Below are 18395 nucleotides of genomic sequence, written 5' to 3'. Positions count from 1 at the left end.
ATTCCCTATACTTCGTGTATAGTTCTGCTTTCAATCTAGTCTTACCAGAATAATCAGTCCCCGCCCGGGAGATAAACACCGGACGGGGCTGAATCTCACCCAGCAGTACGTATGTATCTAATTAAGAAAAGTTTCGCGCTGATTGCCTGTATAGGTATCTCTTCCTTTTGCCGGGGTCAATTTATTGATACCAGTGCTGACCGCGTGAAAACTCCCCTGACGATTTCGTACAAAAAAATAGGTGCCCTACAGCCCCGCTCTACCAAAGAAATTAGATCATCCAGAATTACGGTAGGCTGCGAAACCCTGGACCGCGACCATACGGTATGGGATAATTACAAAGCGTACCTGCCTCCGCTGGGTGTCAAGAAAATCCGCCTGCAGGCGGGCTGGGCCAAAACCGAAAAGGTAAAGGGAGTGTATGACTGGAAATGGATGGATGAGATCATTGACTATGCCGTGGCCCATAAGCTGGAACCCTGGGTGGAAACCTCCTACGGAAATCCGATCTACGAAGGTGGAGGAGGCATTAACCTGCTGAACAGCCTGATGACTACCCCGGAGGCCTACGCCGCCTGGGACCGCTGGGTGGAAGCCCTGGTAACCCGGTACAAAGACCGCGTAAAAGAATGGGAGATCTGGAACGAACCCGACCACCCCGGACAAAAAATCTCTCCCGAAATCACGGCTGAACTGAACATCCGTACGGCCGAAATCATCAAGCGGATCCAACCCGAGGCCAAAATTGCCGGATTGGCTTTTGCGTCAAACAGTAATCAGGAGTACCTGGACCGCTTTTTAAAAGTGATTGCCGATCAGAAAAAACTGGATCTGTTTACGTGGATTTCCTACCATAGCTACACCATGCCACCCGAAGCAGCCTATACCGAGAACCGGGTGCTCGGGCTGAGAAAGGTGATTAACAATTATTCTAAAAATATCAAGTTACGGCAGGGAGAAAACGGGGCTCCATCTACCTACATCCCGAGCTTTGCGCTTGACAAATATTACTGGACCGAGTACACGCAGGCCAAATACGATATGCGTCGGTTACTGGGTGATCTGGGCCATGATATTGAAACCTCCGTCTTTACCATTATTGATATTTATTACAATTGGGGCGATCGCGCGGTCCTGAATACGAAGGGGCTCATCCAGTCAGATATTACCATGGCCGCCATACGACCCAAAGTAGCCTACTACGCGGTACAGAACCTGGCATCGGTGTTTGATAATTCACTCACGCTGGATAAGGATTCCAGGATCGCTGCCGCAACCGATGAGTCCGTATCCGCTTTTGGGTACCTGGACAAAAACGCCCAAAAACAATTGATTACAATTTGGCTGGACGGTAAAAACCCTACCAATAGTTTTAAAACCACTCCCGTAAAGGTTACAGCAGATAACATGCAATTTACCAGTCCGGTTTACGTGGACCTGATGACCGGCCATATCTACGAAATACCCAAAGCTGACTGGTCAAAAAATGGTAGCTCATACACATTCAACAGCGTACCGCTGTACGATTCACCGGTGTTGATTGCGGAAAAAGCACTGGTGATGAAGTAGTAAGTACCTTTCTATTTCTGCTTGTTTTTAAGGTAATAGAAAGTAAAGCAAGACAGCGGGAGCAGGGAAGAAATCGAAACATCACCAATCCAAAAAACTAGTAAAATAAAGTAAATGAGCCAATTTAATATATCATTTATGACTACGAAATATCTTTTGTTTTTTTCGCTGCTTTTCCTGGTATGTAGCCTGGCAATAGCGCAGAAATCTCCAGCGGCTGCGGTAGATGCGAGGACAGGTTTGCCATCCAGTCCAGGAAGCCAACCTGCTGCCATGGCGCCACAAACGGTGGCCCAACTGGCCCTGGAAAAGGGATTGGCGGAACTAGACCTGGGCCTGTATCCGGGTAGTTTGCTCATGCACGCGATGAGTGAGCTGGCGGTTGTTCAGAAAGATGACCAGTTGCTGAAGCAGGCGCTTGAGCTTTTTGCTAAATTCAAAAATAAGGAAATCAATGGCCGGGGTAGTTTCATCAGCTACGGAGTGGGGGGAAGCGGAGCAGCCTACCTAAACTACCTGAAAAAGACTGATCAACTGGCCCAACAGGTACGGACGGAGGCCGACAATATGGTCAAAAACCAGAAACGTTCCTCGGAAGGTATCTTAACGGCCAACTGGGCCAAAGACAGCCTCGACCAGGTTTTTATTGATATTGCCTTTGCCGTCACGCCCTACCTCTTGTACAGCGGACTGGCGTTTGACAAACCCGAGTACGTGGATCTGGCCATTCACGAAACCCTGGAATTATTTAAAGTACTCAAAGACCCGAACGGGCTGCTCCATCAGGCGCGTGGTTTCCAGGGATACGGTAAGGTGTCGGAAGACAACTGGAGCCGGGGCAACGGCTGGGGGGCTTTCGCACTGGCCACACTGGTCCGGGATTTGCCCAGGTCGCATCCAAAGAAGAAGGAAGTAGACCGGGTAGCCAAAGAATTCTTTACAACGGTCCTGAAGTACCAGAATGCGGAAGGAATGTGGCACCAGGAAATGATCGATACCTCCTCGTTTGTGGAAACCTCCGGCAGTGGATTATTGCTGTACGGTCTTGGTATTGCCATCGAAAACAAAATCATCAGCAGGTCCCATTTACCAGCCTTCAAGAAAGGATTGAGCGGGTACCTGGCTTACATCACCAGGGACGGCTCGGTGAGTCATACCTGCATTGGGTGTCTGGCTCCCGGAAAAGGGACCAAGCAGGATTACGTCAACCACAAGTGGAAGCTTAACGATTCACACGCGTTTGGCCCGGTGGTACTAGCCTTTACCCAGGCGGCCAAAATGGGAATCAAAGAAGTGAAGCCGCTCCACGGGCTGGGGTACTACGCGGCACTGGAACAGGAGTCACGCCGGCCCAGAACCTACGTCCGCTACATGCCCGAGGCCAACGGCAATATCCTGTGGGAAAACGACCGCATCGCCTTTCGGGTATACGGACCTCCCGTAAAGGACCGGGTAAGCAGCGGGATTGACGTTTGGACAAAATCCGTCAGCTACCCGATCATTGACAAATGGTACAGGCTCAACGCCGAAGGCAAAGAGTACCACGTGGACCGGGGAGAAGGCAATGATTTTTTTCATGTAGGATTTGGTCGGGGCAATGGCGGCACCGCCATCTGGCACGAAGGCAAACCGTATATTTCCCAACCCTATGCCACCCACCGCATCCTGAAAAACACCGACGAAGAGATTGCATTTGAACTGGTTTATGCTCCCTGGGAGGTAGGCAACTTTAAGGTAAGCGAGCGCAAGGTCATCAGCATGAAAATGGGTACTAACCTCTTTAAAGTAGAAAGCACCTTTCAGACCGATCATAAAGGACCACTCACGGTAGGAATTGGTATTTCGTACGCAGACAAACCGGAATTAATTACCGATTCACAAAAAGGTATGCTGGCGGTGTGGGAATCGTACCTGCCGAAAAACGGCGAACTGGGAACGGTGGTGCTGGCCAATCCTGATATTATCAGGGGTTTTGCTCCCTACGGGAAAGAGCATTTCATGCTGGTAAATGCTAAACCCGGAAAGCCGATTACGTACTATGCCGGGGCTGGCTGGAACAAAAGCCCGCAGTTTAAGATCAAACAGGACTGGCTAACCTACCTCCAGCAGGAGTTGACGGAGCTGGCCTTTTGAGGCTCTCATAGATTAAAAGTCATTGTTGAATATCCATTGAAAGTACCCTTTTTATGAAGTTATTTCCGCTTTTCTTTTTTGTACTCCTGGGCTTTACTCCTTCAGTGATTGCTCAAAAACTTGATACCTCGCCGGACCGGGTAAAGACGGACCTTGCTATTCCTCTTAAACGGATTGGTACCATCCAGCCAAGAAATGCGACCGATATCAAGTCTTCCAACTGGATTATCGGTCTCGAAACGCTGGACCGGGACATGACCGACTACGAGCAGTACAAGGAGTACCTGGTACCGTTGGGAATCAAGAGGCTGCGGATGCAGGCGGGCTGGGCCAAGACCGAAAAAGTAAAGGCGGAGGGCAGCCCCGGCCAGTACGACTGGGCCTGGCTTGACAAAATCATTAATGATGCCACGGCGCGGGGTTTGGAGCCCTGGCTGCAAACCTCCTATGGTAACCCTATTTATCCCGGTGGAGGTGGTATCAACCTCAGCGCCGGAATACCGACTTCACCAGAAGCCCTCAAAGCGTGGGACCGTTGGGTAGAAGCACTGGTAAACCGCTACAAAGGCAAGGTAAAGGAATGGGAGGTTTGGAATGAACCCAATTTTGGGGATAACGAAATAAATAAGCCGGAGGACGTGGCTGATCTGAACATCCGTACCGCCGAAACCATCAAACGCATACAGCCCGAAGCTAAAATCTCCGGGCTATCCATGGGACATATCGACCTGCAATGGGCTGACACTTTCTTCAAGAGGATCCATGAAAAGGGTAAAATGCACCTGTTCGATAACATGACCTACCACGACTACGTCTACAATCCCGATTCCAACTATGACCGCGTAGCCGATCTGCGGCGGGTTCTGGATAAGTACGCTCCCCAGGTGAAGCTTCGTCAGGGAGAGAACGGATCGCCTTCGTTCAGCGGCGGCGGTCGCGGTGCCCTCGGTGACTACGACTGGTCGGAGCTGTCACAGGCCAAGTGGAACACGCGCCGGATGCTGGGCGACCTGGGACACGACATCGAATCCAGCATTCTGGGTATTATTGACATGAACTATGCGGTCATGGGCGGCGGCCCTATCCGAAGACTTAATGTAAAAGGATTGATAGAATCGGATTCGACCAAAAGGGCTGTTCGCCCCAAAATTGTCTACTACGCCATGCAGAACGTGGCGTCGGTGTTTGACGATCAGCTGGTGCGGATCAAAAACCTGCACGATACGCACAACCTCAACGCCAAAGTGAGCCCGAACGAGGTGAAGTACAACAAAGGTACCGACCGCAGTCTGGCAGTATATGGCTATGAACACAGGGAGTCAAAAAAGCAGCTATTTACCCTGTGGGTGGATGAAGCTATACCCACCAATTCCAACCAGACCCGGACTATTAATTTCAGCGTCGTGAATGGTGCTTTCGACAAGCCCGTCTACGTGGATATTATTACGGGAGGCGTATACGAGATACCTGAGAATCAAATAGTGAGGAAGGGAAGTACCATCACCTTCAGAAATATCCCTGTCTACGATGCTCCGGTTTTAATTGCCGACCAATCCATCCTGAAAATCAAAAAAATATGAAGCAGTTTCTGATACTCCTCTTCCTCCTGGCCGGAGCGGCTACGCAGGCCCAGGTACAGCCCTCCTGGAAAGAAATAGGCCAGCTGAAAACCCGCGACGCCAAAGAAATCAAGTCCAGTACCTGGTCTATCGGCGGCGAAACCCTCGACCGCGACTATACCGATTACCAGTCCTACAAGCACTACCTGGGCCCCCTGGGTGCCAAGCGCATCCGCCTGCAGGGCGGCTGGTCCAAAACGGAAAAGGTGAAGGGGCAATACGACTTTGCCTGGCTGGACGCGGTCATCCCCGATGCCGCGGCGCGGGGAGTGGCTCCCTGGGTGGAGCTATCGTACGGAAATCCTATCTACGAAGGAGGAGGAGAAGCCAAACTGGCCGGTCACATACCTACTTCGCCCGAGGCCCTGGCGGCCTGGGACAACTGGGTGCGGGCCATGGTAACCCGCTACAAAGGGCAGGTACCCGAGTGGGAAATCTGGAACGAGCCGGATATTAACAAAGAACATACCGGCAAAGAAATCGGTGAGTTTTACCTGCGCACGGCCAGAATCGTGAAGCAGGTCCAGCCCGGGGCCCGCCTCATCGCCCTGGGTTTGGCCGGCGTCACCCGGCTGGATTTCATGCGGGACTTTCTGGATTATCTGAAAGAAAACGATGGCCTGAAGTACATCGACATCCTGACCTACCACGGCTACGCGCCTAATCCGGATACGTCCTATCCTCAGATTGAGAAGCTGCGCGAACTGGTATGGAGCTACAACCGGGACGTAGTCTTTATGCAGGGAGAAAACGGCGCCCCTTCCACCCCCAGCAGCGTGACCATCGGTGCCCTCCGGCAGTACGACTGGTCCGAGCTGACGCAGGCCAAGTGGGACCTGCGCCGAATGCTGGGTGACCACGGCCGGGGCATTGCCACCAACCTGTTTACCATCAGCGATATTCACTACGCGGCCGGGGACCACATGGTCGGCGTAAATACCAAAGGGCTTCTGAAAACCAATCCCGACAAAACCATTGAAAGACCCAAGGTAGCCTACAAACCGGCCCAGCACGTATTCTCTCTCTTTGATGACCAGCTTGAACTGCTTCAGAAAGCACAACCTGTAACTGACCAGTCTACAGTACAGGCTTTTCAGTACCGTCACAAAGACAACGGGGGGAGTATAGTCACGCTGTGGAGTGCCGAGGCCCGTCCAGCTGATGAGTACGGGCCCAAGCCAACGACCATCACCGTTGAAAACGCCCGGTTTACCAGCCCGGTTCTGGTGGATTTGATTTCGGGAAAGGTATTCGAAGTTCCCCGGGCCCAGTGGAAGAGGTCTGGCTCAGGCTATGTATTTACCAACGTCCCGGTCCCGGACTATCCGGTTCTGATTGCGGAAAAAGGAGCTCTGTCATTGAAGTAATTTCGAACCACGCCAACCAATAGCCCCGTACCAGTCGCGCATTTAAATCATACTAGTCGAATGAACCAACTGCAAACCATAGATTACGCGGCCATAGTACTGTACATGATTATGGTGTCCGGCATAGGCATTTACCTGGGGAGGTACGTTAAAAATATTAACGACTACTTCAAGGGAGGAAATTCCGTTTCCTGGGTGGCCAATGGGATCAGCAACTTCATGACCATGTTCAGTACTTCCATTTTTGTGGCGTACGCGGGCATTGCCTACACCCACGGACTGGTGGCGCTGACGGTCATCTGGTGTTCGGTTCCGCCGTCCATTTTTGCGGCGCTGGTGTTGGCCAAGCGCTGGCAGCGGGCCGGTATCATCAGCCCCGTTGAGTTTCTGGAAACCAGGTTCAATGCCCCCGTACGGCAGGTACTTTCCTGGGGTGGGGTAGGTTTTAAGGTACTTGACGAAATGATCAAGCTGTACGCCATCGGACTGTTTGTGGCGGCCGCCACGCAGATCCCCCTCGAAACGGCCATTCTTTCCTGTGGCGTGGTGGTCTTGTTTTATACGGTGGCCGGCGGGCTGTGGGCGGTCGTGGTGACGGACGTGGTACAGTTCATCATTCTGGGGTTGACCACCATTATATTGCTGCCATTGTCCATACAGGCGGCGGGAGGATTTTCCAACATCAGCCAGCAGTTGCCCGAGCACCTGACTTTTACCAACGGGCCCAAGGGCGCCCCCCTGTACCTGATGGTGTACTACGTAATGGTACTTATCAAATTCTGTGGCAACTGGGCCTTCATGCAGCGGTTTTACAGCGCCGAGTCGGAATCGGACGCCCGCAAGACCGGTTTCCTTTCGGCTTCCCTTTTCCTGTTGTTTCCCATTGTGTTTCTGATTCCGGCCATTGTAGCCCGGATTATCATACCCGACCTGGCTGACCCCGAAATGGCCTACGTAAGTGTATGCTTACGACTGCTTCCCACCGGACTGATGGGACTCATGATTTCGGCCATGTTTGCGGCCACCATGTCCACGCTCAGCGCCGAGTACAACGTAACCGCCAGCGTCATTACCAGCGATATCTACAAACGGTTGTTCAATCCGGACGCCACTCCCGTGCAGCTCCTGTGGGTGGGCCGTCTCTCCACGGTGGCCCTGGGCCTGATGGTGACGCTGGGAGCACTTTTTGTGGGAGGTTTCGGGGGAGCCTTTGAAGCCAATAAACTCTTTACCGGTCTGTTCGCCATTCCGATGGTGGTACCGCTGGTGTTTGGTATTCTCCTCCGCAAGCCCAACCCCGCCGGGGCCATTGGCTCGGTCGTGGGTGGCATCATCGTGGGCCTCCTCCTGAACGCCTTTTCCAGTGTACGCTGGGAAGTGGCCACCCTCATCGAGATAGTAACCTGCTTCTTGATTTTCTGGGGTTCCGGGTTTTTCAAAAGTCAGGACCCGGCCTACAACCAGCGGGTGAGGGCCTTTTTTGCCAAACTGGAAAGACCTGTTGTCAAGGCAAAAGACAGGACCGTGGATGCGATGCATTACGTATTGAGGCGACTGTACGCGGTAGCGCTGGCCAGTACCGGAACACTCTTTATTATTCTGGGAATGCCTTCTGTGGAGGTATACAGCGGAAAAATAGCCATGGGTGTTGGGGTGGTGTGTGTACTGGTTGCGGTTTATTTATTCAGAGTAAAGCAAGAGCAAGTCAGAATCATTGAAGAACAAAAAGAGCACGTTTCGTAATCAAACCTAGTATCAAATGACGTATCTGAAAAGCAAAGTGGTATTCATCACCGGCGGATCAAGCGGGATCGGCAAAGCCACCGCCCGGCAATTGCTGGAAGCGGGCGCCCGGGTTTTTAGTTTCAGCCGCACCCGGCAGCTGACCGATGAAATTTCCCACGAAAACCTGCGCTCCTTCCGGGGGGATGTCAGTATAGAGAGCGAAGTACAGGCAGGATTTGCGGCCTGCCTCGAAGCCTTTGGCACGGTAGATATACTTATCAATAACGCCGGCATCGGCCTGCCTTCCCCTGACCTGTCCACCATTGATCTGGATACCTTTGAAAAAATGATGAACGTCAATATGCGGGGCGTGTTCCTGTGCAATCGTGAAGCGCTGAAAGTAATGAAGCCCAAAGGGGAAGGCCACATCATGACGGTGATTTCCATGGCCGGACAGCGTACCAACGCGACCTCACCCCTGTACTGCGCTTCCAAATTTGGCGCGCGGGGTCTGAGCGGCGGACTGGCCGACCAGGCCATCAAACTGGGCATCAAGGTCACCGACGTCAATCCCGGCCCTACCGACAGCGACTACTGGGGCGACCGTCCCGTAGCTCGCGAGAAATTCCTCAAGGTCGACGATGTGGCCCGCATTATGGTATTTGTCCTCAATCAGCCCGGAGACGTACTGATCCGGGAAATCAATTTTGATAACATGAAATTCTTAGCCTGATAGTCAACCTATGAAATCGAACGGAACAACACATGCCACGTCTCCATTTCCCATTCCCGTTTCGGAAATGCGCGAAAGGTATCTGCAGCTCTATACCGGGGCGGTAAATGACGTACTTCGCTTCAATTACAAGATGCACGCCACCAGCCTGCCCTCGGCCTTTGCGCCCCTGCGGGAGGAAATGAAAATGGCCGGTCAGGCCTTTACCGTCAAGGGAGGCCCGGATATCACCACGGATGGTGAAATGGAAATGCGGGCGCAAATGCTCGAAGACCTGCACGCCGACTCGGTGGTCGTATGGGACTGCACCGGCGACACCATTACCTCCCAGTGGGGAGAAGTCATGACCATGGCGGCCCTGCGGGCCGGGTGCCGGGGAGCGGTGGTGAACGGTATCCGGGACACCCATTCCATTCTGGAACAGAAATTCCCGGTATTCCACAAGTACAAGTCCAACACGGGTATGCTGGGCCGCTTCAAGATGTACTACTACCAGAAACCCGTACTAATGGGTGAAGTAATCGTGAATCCCGGTGACTGGATCTTTGGCGATATCGACGGCATTATTTCCATTCCCAAAGGCATCGCCTACGAGGTACTGCTGGCGGCCGAAGCCATCCTGTTCAAGGAAGCCGGGATCAAGGACATGGTAGAGAGCGGGATGAGTCCAACCGACGTGGTCAAAAACGGAGGGTACTTTTGATGGGTCGGGCGTTCCTAACGGATAGCGAACGGGAGGCCATTCAGCAGCGACTACGGTCGCAGGACCGCCTGACCGCTCTCTTTTTTGATGCGCTGCACCAGCGGGTATACCGGAGAGTCAGACGGAAGCAGCTGCAGGAAGCCGAAGATACCACGGCCTGGTACTATCCGGCCGCCGAGTACCTGTCCGACGCGGCCATGCTGTACGCCTTACAGCCCGAGGCTGACCTGGCTGGGTGGATTCGCGTCCAGGCCCTGCAGATAGCGGGGGCCTCACTGTACGACTGGGTGGGCCCCGCTTTCCGGAGCCACGCGGAACCATTGAGCGGACACCTGGAAACGGCACACCTGTGCTGGGCACTGGCGTCGGTGTTGGACCTGGCGGAACCCGTTTTCTCAGAAAATGAATTAGCCGAAGTCAAAAAGGCTCTACAAGAAAAAGGAATCTTACTTTGCCGGTGCTGGCTCAGCGCTAATTCGCACCTGGCCAACTGGCGCGGCATCCTGACCTCCGGACTACTGGTAGCGGCGGTAGTGCTGGATGACGAAGAAACGGTAGACGGTACCCTGGCCGAATGGCAGACCTGTACGCAGGCTTTTCAGCCGGATGGCTCCTACGCCGAATCGCTGCAGTACGGCAACTACCTGGCCTACGCCCTGATGCTTTCCTACGAAGCCGTGGCCCGCAAGTACCCCCAGAAAGCGGAAGGACTGGACGTAGCTGCCTACGCCCGGGGCATCCGCTGGATCGCCAGCAGTATGTTCTACGCCAAACCCATGACGGGCTGGGGCGAAGAGCCGCGGGCCCGCGCCGCCAACTTCAACGACAGCGCGGCTCTTTTCCGCTCATCGGGCGATCTGTTGCTCCACATTGCCAGCCGCCATTCCGACACCACCGAGGCCGGACTGGCCCGCTGGCTATTTAAGACTTACTACGAACCGGTACCCTATCAGGGCCCGCACGACCTGGCTACCTTCGGCATGGTCAACGACTGGGGCTTTATGACGCTTCCGCTGCTCACGTACGAAGTACCTGTCCTGAGTCCCGGCGAAGTCTCTTTACCCCTGGTAAGTACCTTTAGCAACGGCCACGCTTTTATCCGCGACGGCTGGGACGGTCAGACCATCCTGGCTATCAACGGCGGAGGCGAAGGGCTGCACGGACCCGGACATTTGCACGGCGATCTGAACAGCTTTATTCTGTGCTACAACCAGGAGCGCCTGCTGACCGACCCCGGCCACAGTTGCTACCGCAACCTGATTCACGGTCTGGAAAGCTCATCCCAGACACATACTACCTGTACCTTCCTCGTCGAAAACGACGCGTTGGGCTTGCAGGAAGATCTGGCCAAGGCCACGCTGCTGGAACAGAAAAGCGTGCTGGCCCGTCGGCTGATCCGGGAAAGCGGCATCAGCGCCCCCATCAACCGCGGAAACCACCGCCTGATTGCCGAACGGGATGACTGTATATCGGTCGTAGGCGCCGAGGTTAGCGCCGTGTACGGTGCTCCGTTGACTGAGTTTACCCGGCTCTGGATCATGGCCGGTAGTCATATCGTGTTCGTGGTAGATTCCATTTCCTCCCAGACTCCGGTAACCACCGTCTGGAACTGGCTCGTCAACAACCGGGACGGAAAAACTAACGTAGAGAGCAAAGACAGGAGTCTGACCATTAAAAGAAATGAAGCGGGCTTACGGCTATTCCACCTCGGAAAGGGTACCCTGAGTCATCCGGTGTATGGTTATGTACACGACGCCTACCACGTAGAACCCAACCAACGGGGAGAAGGAAAACCCGGCAGTGGCCTGGTGTACCGCTTTACCGAAAAGGTGAGTCAGACCCACCGAACTGTCGTGCACGCGTTGGCTCTGGACGATAGTGCCCTAATCGGTGGCTGGAACCTACATTCGGAGGGAAATAGCCATACACTTACCAACGGCAAGCACACCTGGACCCTGCATTTGCAGGATGGAAAGGCTGAAACGCTGTCCATGATTTCGGGGCACGGTCGGCGCTGGGACATCACCGGTGGCCAGGCAGGCTATTCCCTTCGGCGCATTCACCCTACGGATTCTTAATCAGACATACTTTATTAGAAATGGACAATACTGAAAAACTGAATTTTACGGGCATTGACCATCCGGCCATTGCCGCCGATGACGTGGAAAGACTTAGCAACTGGTACTGCGATATGCTAGGCTATGAGAAATGGTTTCATCACCCAACGGGTGGCCCGCAGGGCCAACCGGTCTGGATGCTGAGAGCGCCCGACGGTACCTTGCTGGAAGTGATGCCCAAAGACAGTACGCTGCGTCAGGAACGCACCACCTGGACGCCCGGCTGGTCGCACATCGCTTTCCGGGTGCGTAATCTGGAAGAAGCCATCCGGATTCTGGACCAAAAAGGGATTCAATGGACCGGGAACGTCATCAACGCCATCGGCGGCGGGAAAGTACGCAACGCCCTGGACGGCGAAGGAAACATGATTCAGATTCTGGAAAGAGGCTAATCTATATATACTCCGTCTGCACTCTCTTACCTCCGGGTTCAGGCGTTATTCATTCTGCAAAAAATCTTTCGATGATGGAAAAATTTAAAGTGAAAGGCATAGACCATCCGGCGGTGGCCGCTGAAAATGTGGAAAAGCTAGCCAACTGGTACTGTGAAGTGTTGGGGTATGAACTTCTTTTCAAAGATCCCCGTCCCATCTGGCTGCTAAAAGCCGAGGACGGCTCCATTCTGGAAATACTACCCGTTGATGGTAACCCACGGCCGGTTCGTACCAATCTGACGCCGGGCTGGTCGCACGTGGCCCTGAAAGTAGATGACATCGAGGCGGCTATCGCCCACCTGGACGCTCACCAGATCAAGTGGTCGAGTGTACTTTCTCCCGCTACGGGTGGCGGAAAAGTAAGAACTTTCTTTGACCCGGAGAATAACGTACTACAACTCGTGGAAAGGCCACAGTAGTTATATTCAAATAGTGAATTAACTTCTGTTGAATTGTTTATAATCTACTGTAAATCAAAAATTTAACATAGCTAATTGCTAACAACCTAATAGCTATTACCTACTTAATCCCTTATGAAAGCGCTATACTATACAGGAAATAAATCTTTTGAGGTGCAGGATGCCGACATAGTACCTCTGCAAGCGGGCGAAGTCCGGCTGAAGGTAGCCTACTGTGGCGTGTGTGGTACCGATGTGCATATCTACCACGGCAACATGGACCAGCGGGTGCGCATACCGCAGGTCATTGGCCACGAAGTATCCGCCGAAATCGCCGAGCTGGGCGAAGGCGTAACGGGCTGGCAGGTAGGTGACCGGGTGGCCGTACGCCCCTTACAACCCGGGGCCGAGCACCCGTCTGACTACGGTCAGAACCACATCGGCAGAAACCTCAAATTTATCGGTATTGATACCTCCGGCGGTATGCAGCAGTACTGGAACGTACCCGCCCACACTCTGCACCGCCTGCCCAATCTGCTTTCGCTGGAAATCGGCGCGCTCATCGAGCCCCTGGCGGTGGCCTGCCACGATGTACGCCTGGGTGAGCTGCAGGCGGGCGAAAGCGTAGTAGTTATCGGGGGCGGTCCCATCGGTATGCTCATTGCGCTGGTAGCCCAGCACAAAGGAGCGAGGGTACTTATTTCAGAAGTAAACCCCAGCCGCCTCGAACTGGCCGAATCGCTTGGCCTGACGGCGGTAAACCCATTGGAAGCTGATCTGGTGGCAGCGGTAGAGGAGTTTACGGAAGGAGCCATGGCCGACCTGGTATTTGAGGTATCGGGTGTACAGGCGGGTGTGAACAGCATGACCCAGCTGCCGCGGGCGCGGGGACGCATCGTCATGGTAGCTATCCATGCGCAACCCAAATCGGTCGACCTGTTCCGGTTTTTCTGGCGGGAACTCCGGCTGATCGGGGCGCGGGTGTACGAGCCGCAGGATTTTGAGGAAGCCATTGCCCTGGCCGCGAGTGGAGAGCTACCCCTGGACAAACTCATTACCCAGGTAGCCCCCCTGGCCGAGGCCCAGTCGGTTTTTGAAACCATCGATAGCAATCCGGCGGGTATGAAGTACCTGCTGGCCTGCCAGTAAGTATGGCTCAATGACCAAGGTGTTTTCCGTTGTTCCAACTTACATCTAACCCATTTTCGTTATGCGTAGCCTGGTCCTTTTACTTTGTTTTTGGATAATCACAATTCCGGTTTATTCACAAGAAGTATCCGGATTTACCCTGGTGAGTACCAATCAGCAGGCCGTTATAGTACTTGCCGCCAGCGAGCCGTCCTGTGTGCACCTGGCGGCGGCGGACCTGGTGCAGGATGTTCAGAAAATTACGGGCAAAACCCTTAGAATAGTTTCTTCCGTTCCCACCCAGGGTACCTTTATATCCATTTCGACCCAAAACAAAGGTGCCTGGGAAATGTACGATGTGACCAGCCGCGACGGGAACCTGTATATAAAAGGTAGCGACGAACGCGGTACGATGTTCGGAATTTATCATTTTCTGGAAGAGTACCTTCGCGTTGACCCCCTTTACTTCTGGTCGGATCGGGAACCTGAAAAACGCACTACCCTTAGTTGGAACCGGGTTTTGTTATCAGCAGGGAAGCCAACTTTCAAGTACCGGGGCTGGTTTATCAACGATGAAGATCTGCTGACCGAATGGTACCCCAGCGGGGGCAAAAGAAACATTGACTATCCCTACTACGGTGAGGTGGTCAATCCGGCTATTATGGAAAAGGTGGTGGAGTCGCTGGTACGCTGCCGCCTGAACCTTATTATTCCCGCCAGTTTTATTGATATCCGTAATCCGGCCGAGGCCGAACTGGTCAAAATTGCGGCCAGGCGCGGCGTGTTTGTATCCATGCATCATGTTGAACCCATGGGTGTCAGCGCTTTTACCTACTTTAACTACTGGAAGGAAAAAAACGGCGATAAACCGCTCTTTTCCTTTTACAGCAACCGCGCTAATCTCGAGGAGGTGTGGCGGGTGTACGCCCGGGAATGGGCAGAGTACCCCAACGTGATCTGGCAGATAGGTCTGCGCGGCATTGCCGACCGGCCCATGTGGATGGCCGACCCGGGAGTTCCCCAAAGCGATGCGGAACGGGGCAGACTCATATCCGAGGCCATGCGGGTCCAATCTGAAATTATCCGGCAGGTGGACACACGGCCCCAGCCGCCCGTAACTACTACTTTATGGGCAGAAGGATCCGTGTTAAATCAGCAGGGACATTTGGTCATTCCCAAGGGAGTCACCATGGTGTTTTCTGATAACAGCCCGGGCTGGCGTATGCAGCAGGATTTTAAAGATACCCCCCGCACCCGCGACAACACCTACGGTGTGTACTACCACCATCAGCTGTGGGGGTCGGGGCCGCATCTGGTGCAGATAGTACCTCCAGCCCAAACCCGAAAGGTACTAAACGAGGTAGTAAAAAAAGGTGATACAACCTATGCCATCATGAATGTGTCTAACCTGCGGGAGTTTGTGTACGGCATCGCTACCTCGGCGGCCATGATGAACCAGTTTAGTCAGGAAAGGGCTGAGGACGTGAGTAAAAAATGGTTTGCTGATCGTTTTGGTACTTCTGCTCCGGCCGTGCAACGGGTGTATGATACCTACTTCGGGGCATTTGCCCTTAATTCTAAAACGGGTACACCTATTTTAATGGATGGGCAGACCAACAGTGGCGCTACCTCGGTGCTGCATGACCTAAGGCTGCAACTAACCGATCCCGCCCAATATCAGGCTTTGCAGGAGCGTAAAAAACAGGATACGGAAGAAGGCAGGTGGGCCAGGACAGCTTTGGCCGACATGCGGGGTGAAGCGTTGGGAGTGCCTGGCACCCTTCAGCAGCTAAAAAAACAGAAACAGGGCCACCAGGAGGCCGACCGCATGGCAAAACAGGTACTTCCTCAACTGGATGAGGCATCCCGGCGCTTTTTTGAAACTAACTTGCTGACTCAACTAACAATCATGTTGGGATTGGAAAACTGGTACGAATCCGTGCTGGAGGCCAGACTGGCCCTGAACGAAGGTAGAAAAGAGCAAGCGCAGATGCACCTACGGAATGCCCTGTCGGCATTTGAACCAATCAAAAAGGCACAGGCCCAGAATGCGGCTGGAGAAAAGTGGCAGCACTGGTACCGTGGTGATAAAAAAATGAATCTGAAAGCCAGAGAAAAGTTAACCGGTGAGGTAACAGCCCTCCTGGCAAAGTGATAGTGTACCCTTTTTCTACCCCAAGGTTTCGTGTTATGAATAAGATACTTCTGTTAGTACTGCTGTTATCCGGGGTTTGGGCACCTACGTGGGCACAGCAAGTCGCTCATCCGGCTTCCGCGGCAGGTTTCCCGAAGCATGTATCAGTTGAGGAGCGTCAGCGACTGGAAGAACAATACCTCAGGCAGGCCCGGGAGAATATTGAAAAATACCGCAAAGGCAATGCCGAACTGACCGTGACTGACGCGGCGGGTAAGGTACTCCGTAACCTGAAAGTAGAGGTCAATCAACTCACACAGGACTTTCTGTTCGGCAACCTTTCGGAGGAAGTTTTACGCTCTGACCTCAAACCCGAGGAAGCCCAGAAATTTACCGATATGTTCAAAGGGTTGTACAACTTCACGGAACTTACCGTAAAGTGGTCGCCCTATGAAGGGCAGCAGGGGAAACCCCAGTGGCAGAAGCTGCAGGAAAAACTCGATTGGTGCAAACAGAACGGTGTTACGCCCAAAGGCCACACGCTGGGCTGGACCCATACCGCCGGTACGCCCCGCTGGCTCCTGAAACTACCCGCCGAGCAGGCCACGGACCTGTACCGGGCCCGGATTCAAAGATCAGATCCGGATGTGGGACGTGGTGAATGAACCCGTTACGACGGTTCCCTGGGAGCGGGCCCTGAAAGACTCCCGCAATACCTCGGGCGAAATCAACGAAGGTACCCGCTACAACGTCAAGGGAATTACGCTGGAAGAAACGATTCCCTGGGTTGAGAACTCCTACCGCTGGGCGCACCAGGCCGATTCAACGGGCGACTTTATTATCAATGAGTTTTACGTCATTGCGCGGCCCGAAGTCCGCGAGAAGTACTACCAGCTCATCAAAGAGTTGAAAAAACGCAACGTGCCGGTGACGGGTATTGGCATTCAGGCGCACGAGCCCCAGGACCGTTGGTTTTCTCCGGTGGAAGTAATGGAAACCTTCAACCGGCTCAACGAATTTGGCTTACCCCTGCACATTACCGAGTTTATTCCACAGTCGTCGGGTAAGGCCATTACCGGCGGTTGGCGCGAAGGTACCTGGACCGAGCAAACCCAGGCCGATTTTGCCGAGCAGTTTTACACCCTGGCGTTCAGCCATCCGGCGATGGTTTCCATCCACTGGTGGGGCTTCTCCGACCGTATGATCTGGCTGAAAGGCGGTGGTCTGGTGGATAAGGATTTCAATCCTAAACCCGTGTACACCCGGCTCAAAAAACTGATTAAAGAAGACTGGATGACCAGGGATGTAAAACTTTCAACGGACAATAGCGGACAAGCGGGGTTCCGGGGTTTTGGAGGGCGTTATCAGGTAGTAGTAACCCAACCTGACGGCAGTCAAAGTACCCGCGAATTTCACCTTAAGGAGAATCAGACTAACCAGTGGCGCTTTTCTTTATAAAGAAGAATCACTTATTTTCAGTCGCACAATGTAATCAACTACCATGCGTACCAACCGACTGAAAGAACTCTGGCGTCAGAATAGCGCTGTAAACAATGCCTGGATTACCATTCCGTCTTCCTGGACGGCCGAAATACTGGCTCATGCCGGTTTTGATGCCCTGACCATCGATGCCCAGCATGGTCTGGCCTCGGATCTGTCGGCTATTCTGCCCATGCTGCAGGCTATTGGTACTACGGATACGGTGCCGCTGGTGCGTGTTCCCTGGAATGATCCGGCTACGCACATGCGTATGCTGGATGCGGGGGCGCAGGGCATTATCTGCCCTATGATCAATACCCGTGAGGAAGCGGAGCGGTTTGTAGGAGCGTGCCGCTATCCGCCCGTAGGGTACCGCAGCTATGGCCCCTTACGCGCCGAGTTGCACTTGGGCAGTGACTACTTTCAGCACTCCAATGAAGAAATACTGACGCTGGCCATGATCGAGTCGGGCAGTGGATTTAAGAATATAGAAGACATCGCCCAGACTCCCTCTCTGGACGGATTTTACGTAGGGCCGTGGGACCTGAGCCTGGCGCTGGGCATCCAGAAGATTGGTGATTTTGAGGATACGCAGCTGCTCAACGCCATCGACAAGGTACTAAGTGTAGCGACCAAGTATGGTCTGATGGCCGGCATCCACTGTGCGACTCCCGAGATTGCCGCCAGAATGAAAGAAAAAGGCTTCCACTTTGTAACATCTGCGGTGGATACTCCTCTGCTCAAAAGGGCCGCTGCCGATGTCGTAAAGCGGTACCTGGATCTGATCTGAAAACATATAGCAATAGGTATGATAGCTACGGTATCTGGGTAGCTATTCTGAGCGGCTTCTCGTTAT

15 protein-coding genes are annotated in these 18395 nt (G+C 53.5%); all 15 read left to right on the top strand.

Annotated features, from left to right (window positions below):
- The first annotated feature begins 111 nt into the window (after positions 1–111).
- The 15 genes from JUB14_RS17170 to JUB14_RS17100 all read left to right on the top strand — a co-directional run bounded on the left by JUB14_RS17170 (position 112) and on the right by JUB14_RS17100 (position 18329).
- Entirely contained in the window at positions 112–1569 is a 1458-nt protein-coding gene (locus tag JUB14_RS17170) for a GH39 family glycosyl hydrolase (RefSeq protein WP_207507689.1), read from the top strand.
- A gap of 273 nt (positions 1570–1842) precedes the next feature.
- Complete coding sequence (locus tag JUB14_RS17165; protein WP_207507687.1) at positions 1843–3702, top strand: DUF4861 family protein; 1860 nt, start codon at positions 1843–1845, stop codon at positions 3700–3702.
- A gap of 53 nt (positions 3703–3755) precedes the next feature.
- Entirely contained in the window at positions 3756–5282 is a 1527-nt protein-coding gene (locus JUB14_RS17160; protein ID WP_207507685.1) for a GH39 family glycosyl hydrolase, read from the top strand.
- The gene (locus JUB14_RS17155) at positions 5279–6688 is read left to right on the top strand and encodes a GH39 family glycosyl hydrolase (protein ID WP_207507683.1); all 1410 of its coding nucleotides are present in this window, start codon (positions 5279–5281) and stop codon (positions 6686–6688) included. Before JUB14_RS17160 ends, JUB14_RS17155 begins: the two co-directional genes overlap by 4 nt.
- A gap of 60 nt (positions 6689–6748) precedes the next feature.
- The gene (locus tag JUB14_RS17150; protein ID WP_207507681.1) at positions 6749–8431 is read left to right on the top strand and encodes a sodium:solute symporter family protein; all 1683 of its coding nucleotides are present in this window, start codon (positions 6749–6751) and stop codon (positions 8429–8431) included.
- Between the two features lie 16 nt (positions 8432–8447).
- Complete coding sequence (locus tag JUB14_RS17145; protein WP_207507679.1) at positions 8448–9146, top strand: SDR family oxidoreductase; 699 nt, start codon at positions 8448–8450, stop codon at positions 9144–9146.
- A gap of 10 nt (positions 9147–9156) precedes the next feature.
- Positions 9157–9849 (top strand): RraA family protein, encoded by a 693-nt coding sequence (locus tag JUB14_RS17140; protein ID WP_207507677.1) that lies wholly within the window; start codon positions 9157–9159, stop codon positions 9847–9849.
- Positions 9849–11927, top strand: coding sequence for a heparinase II/III domain-containing protein (locus JUB14_RS17135; RefSeq protein WP_207507675.1), 2079 nt, complete (start codon positions 9849–9851; stop codon positions 11925–11927). Before JUB14_RS17140 ends, JUB14_RS17135 begins: the two co-directional genes overlap by 1 nt.
- Positions 11928–11947: 20 nt before the next feature.
- Positions 11948–12358, top strand: a complete 411-nt coding sequence (locus JUB14_RS17130) for a VOC family protein (RefSeq protein WP_207507666.1) — start codon at positions 11948–11950, stop codon at positions 12356–12358.
- A gap of 74 nt (positions 12359–12432) precedes the next feature.
- Positions 12433–12819 carry a VOC family protein gene (locus JUB14_RS17125; protein WP_207507664.1) on the top strand — a complete coding sequence of 129 codons (387 nt, stop codon included), beginning with the start codon at positions 12433–12435 and terminating at the stop codon, positions 12817–12819.
- A gap of 114 nt (positions 12820–12933) precedes the next feature.
- Positions 12934–13947 carry a zinc-dependent alcohol dehydrogenase gene (locus tag JUB14_RS17120; protein ID WP_207507662.1) on the top strand — a complete coding sequence of 338 codons (1014 nt, stop codon included), beginning with the start codon at positions 12934–12936 and terminating at the stop codon, positions 13945–13947.
- A gap of 142 nt (positions 13948–14089) precedes the next feature.
- Positions 14090–16081: a glycosyl hydrolase 115 family protein gene (locus JUB14_RS17115; RefSeq protein WP_207507660.1), complete on the top strand. Its 1992-nt coding sequence runs from the start codon at positions 14090–14092 to the stop codon at positions 16079–16081.
- Positions 16082–16116: 35 nt separating this feature from the next.
- Entirely contained in the window at positions 16117–16725 is a 609-nt protein-coding gene (locus JUB14_RS27895; RefSeq protein WP_207507658.1) for an endo-1,4-beta-xylanase, read from the top strand.
- Positions 16706–17518, top strand: coding sequence for an endo-1,4-beta-xylanase (locus JUB14_RS17105; RefSeq protein ID WP_207507656.1), 813 nt, complete (start codon positions 16706–16708; stop codon positions 17516–17518). The genes JUB14_RS27895 and JUB14_RS17105 overlap by 20 nt, the downstream gene beginning before the upstream one ends.
- A gap of 43 nt (positions 17519–17561) precedes the next feature.
- Positions 17562–18329: an HpcH/HpaI aldolase family protein gene (locus tag JUB14_RS17100; RefSeq protein ID WP_207507654.1), complete on the top strand. Its 768-nt coding sequence runs from the start codon at positions 17562–17564 to the stop codon at positions 18327–18329.
- Positions 18330–18395 lie beyond the last annotated feature (66 nt).

Source organism: Telluribacter humicola (assembly GCF_017355935.1).
Classification (GTDB): domain Bacteria; phylum Bacteroidota; class Bacteroidia; order Cytophagales; family Spirosomataceae; genus Telluribacter; species Telluribacter humicola.
The sequence above is the reverse complement of the archived record's forward strand: the minus strand, read 5'-3'. Positions and strand labels throughout refer to the sequence as shown.

What these genes read in the sequence shown, in the direction of transcription:
- JUB14_RS17170 (WP_207507689.1), top strand. Translation starts at nt 112, where the DNA reads ATGTATCTAATTAAGAAAAGTTTCGCGCTGATTGCCTGTATAGGTATC.
- JUB14_RS17165 (WP_207507687.1), top strand. Translation starts at nt 1,843, where the DNA reads ATGGCGCCACAAACGGTGGCCCAACTGGCCCTGGAAAAGGGATTGGCG.
- JUB14_RS17160 (WP_207507685.1), top strand. Translation starts at nt 3,756, where the DNA reads ATGAAGTTATTTCCGCTTTTCTTTTTTGTACTCCTGGGCTTTACTCCT.
- JUB14_RS17155 (WP_207507683.1), top strand. Translation starts at nt 5,279, where the DNA reads ATGAAGCAGTTTCTGATACTCCTCTTCCTCCTGGCCGGAGCGGCTACG.
- JUB14_RS17150 (WP_207507681.1), top strand. Translation starts at nt 6,749, where the DNA reads ATGAACCAACTGCAAACCATAGATTACGCGGCCATAGTACTGTACATG.
- JUB14_RS17145 (WP_207507679.1), top strand. Translation starts at nt 8,448, where the DNA reads ATGACGTATCTGAAAAGCAAAGTGGTATTCATCACCGGCGGATCAAGC.
- JUB14_RS17140 (WP_207507677.1), top strand. Translation starts at nt 9,157, where the DNA reads ATGAAATCGAACGGAACAACACATGCCACGTCTCCATTTCCCATTCCC.
- JUB14_RS17135 (WP_207507675.1), top strand. Translation starts at nt 9,849, where the DNA reads ATGGGTCGGGCGTTCCTAACGGATAGCGAACGGGAGGCCATTCAGCAG.
- JUB14_RS17130 (WP_207507666.1), top strand. Translation starts at nt 11,948, where the DNA reads ATGGACAATACTGAAAAACTGAATTTTACGGGCATTGACCATCCGGCC.
- JUB14_RS17125 (WP_207507664.1), top strand. Translation starts at nt 12,433, where the DNA reads ATGGAAAAATTTAAAGTGAAAGGCATAGACCATCCGGCGGTGGCCGCT.
- JUB14_RS17120 (WP_207507662.1), top strand. Translation starts at nt 12,934, where the DNA reads ATGAAAGCGCTATACTATACAGGAAATAAATCTTTTGAGGTGCAGGAT.
- JUB14_RS27895 (WP_207507658.1), top strand. Translation starts at nt 16,117, where the DNA reads ATGAATAAGATACTTCTGTTAGTACTGCTGTTATCCGGGGTTTGGGCA.
- JUB14_RS17105 (WP_207507656.1), top strand. Translation starts at nt 16,706, where the DNA reads ATGTGGGACGTGGTGAATGAACCCGTTACGACGGTTCCCTGGGAGCGG.
- JUB14_RS17100 (WP_207507654.1), top strand. Translation starts at nt 17,562, where the DNA reads ATGCGTACCAACCGACTGAAAGAACTCTGGCGTCAGAATAGCGCTGTA.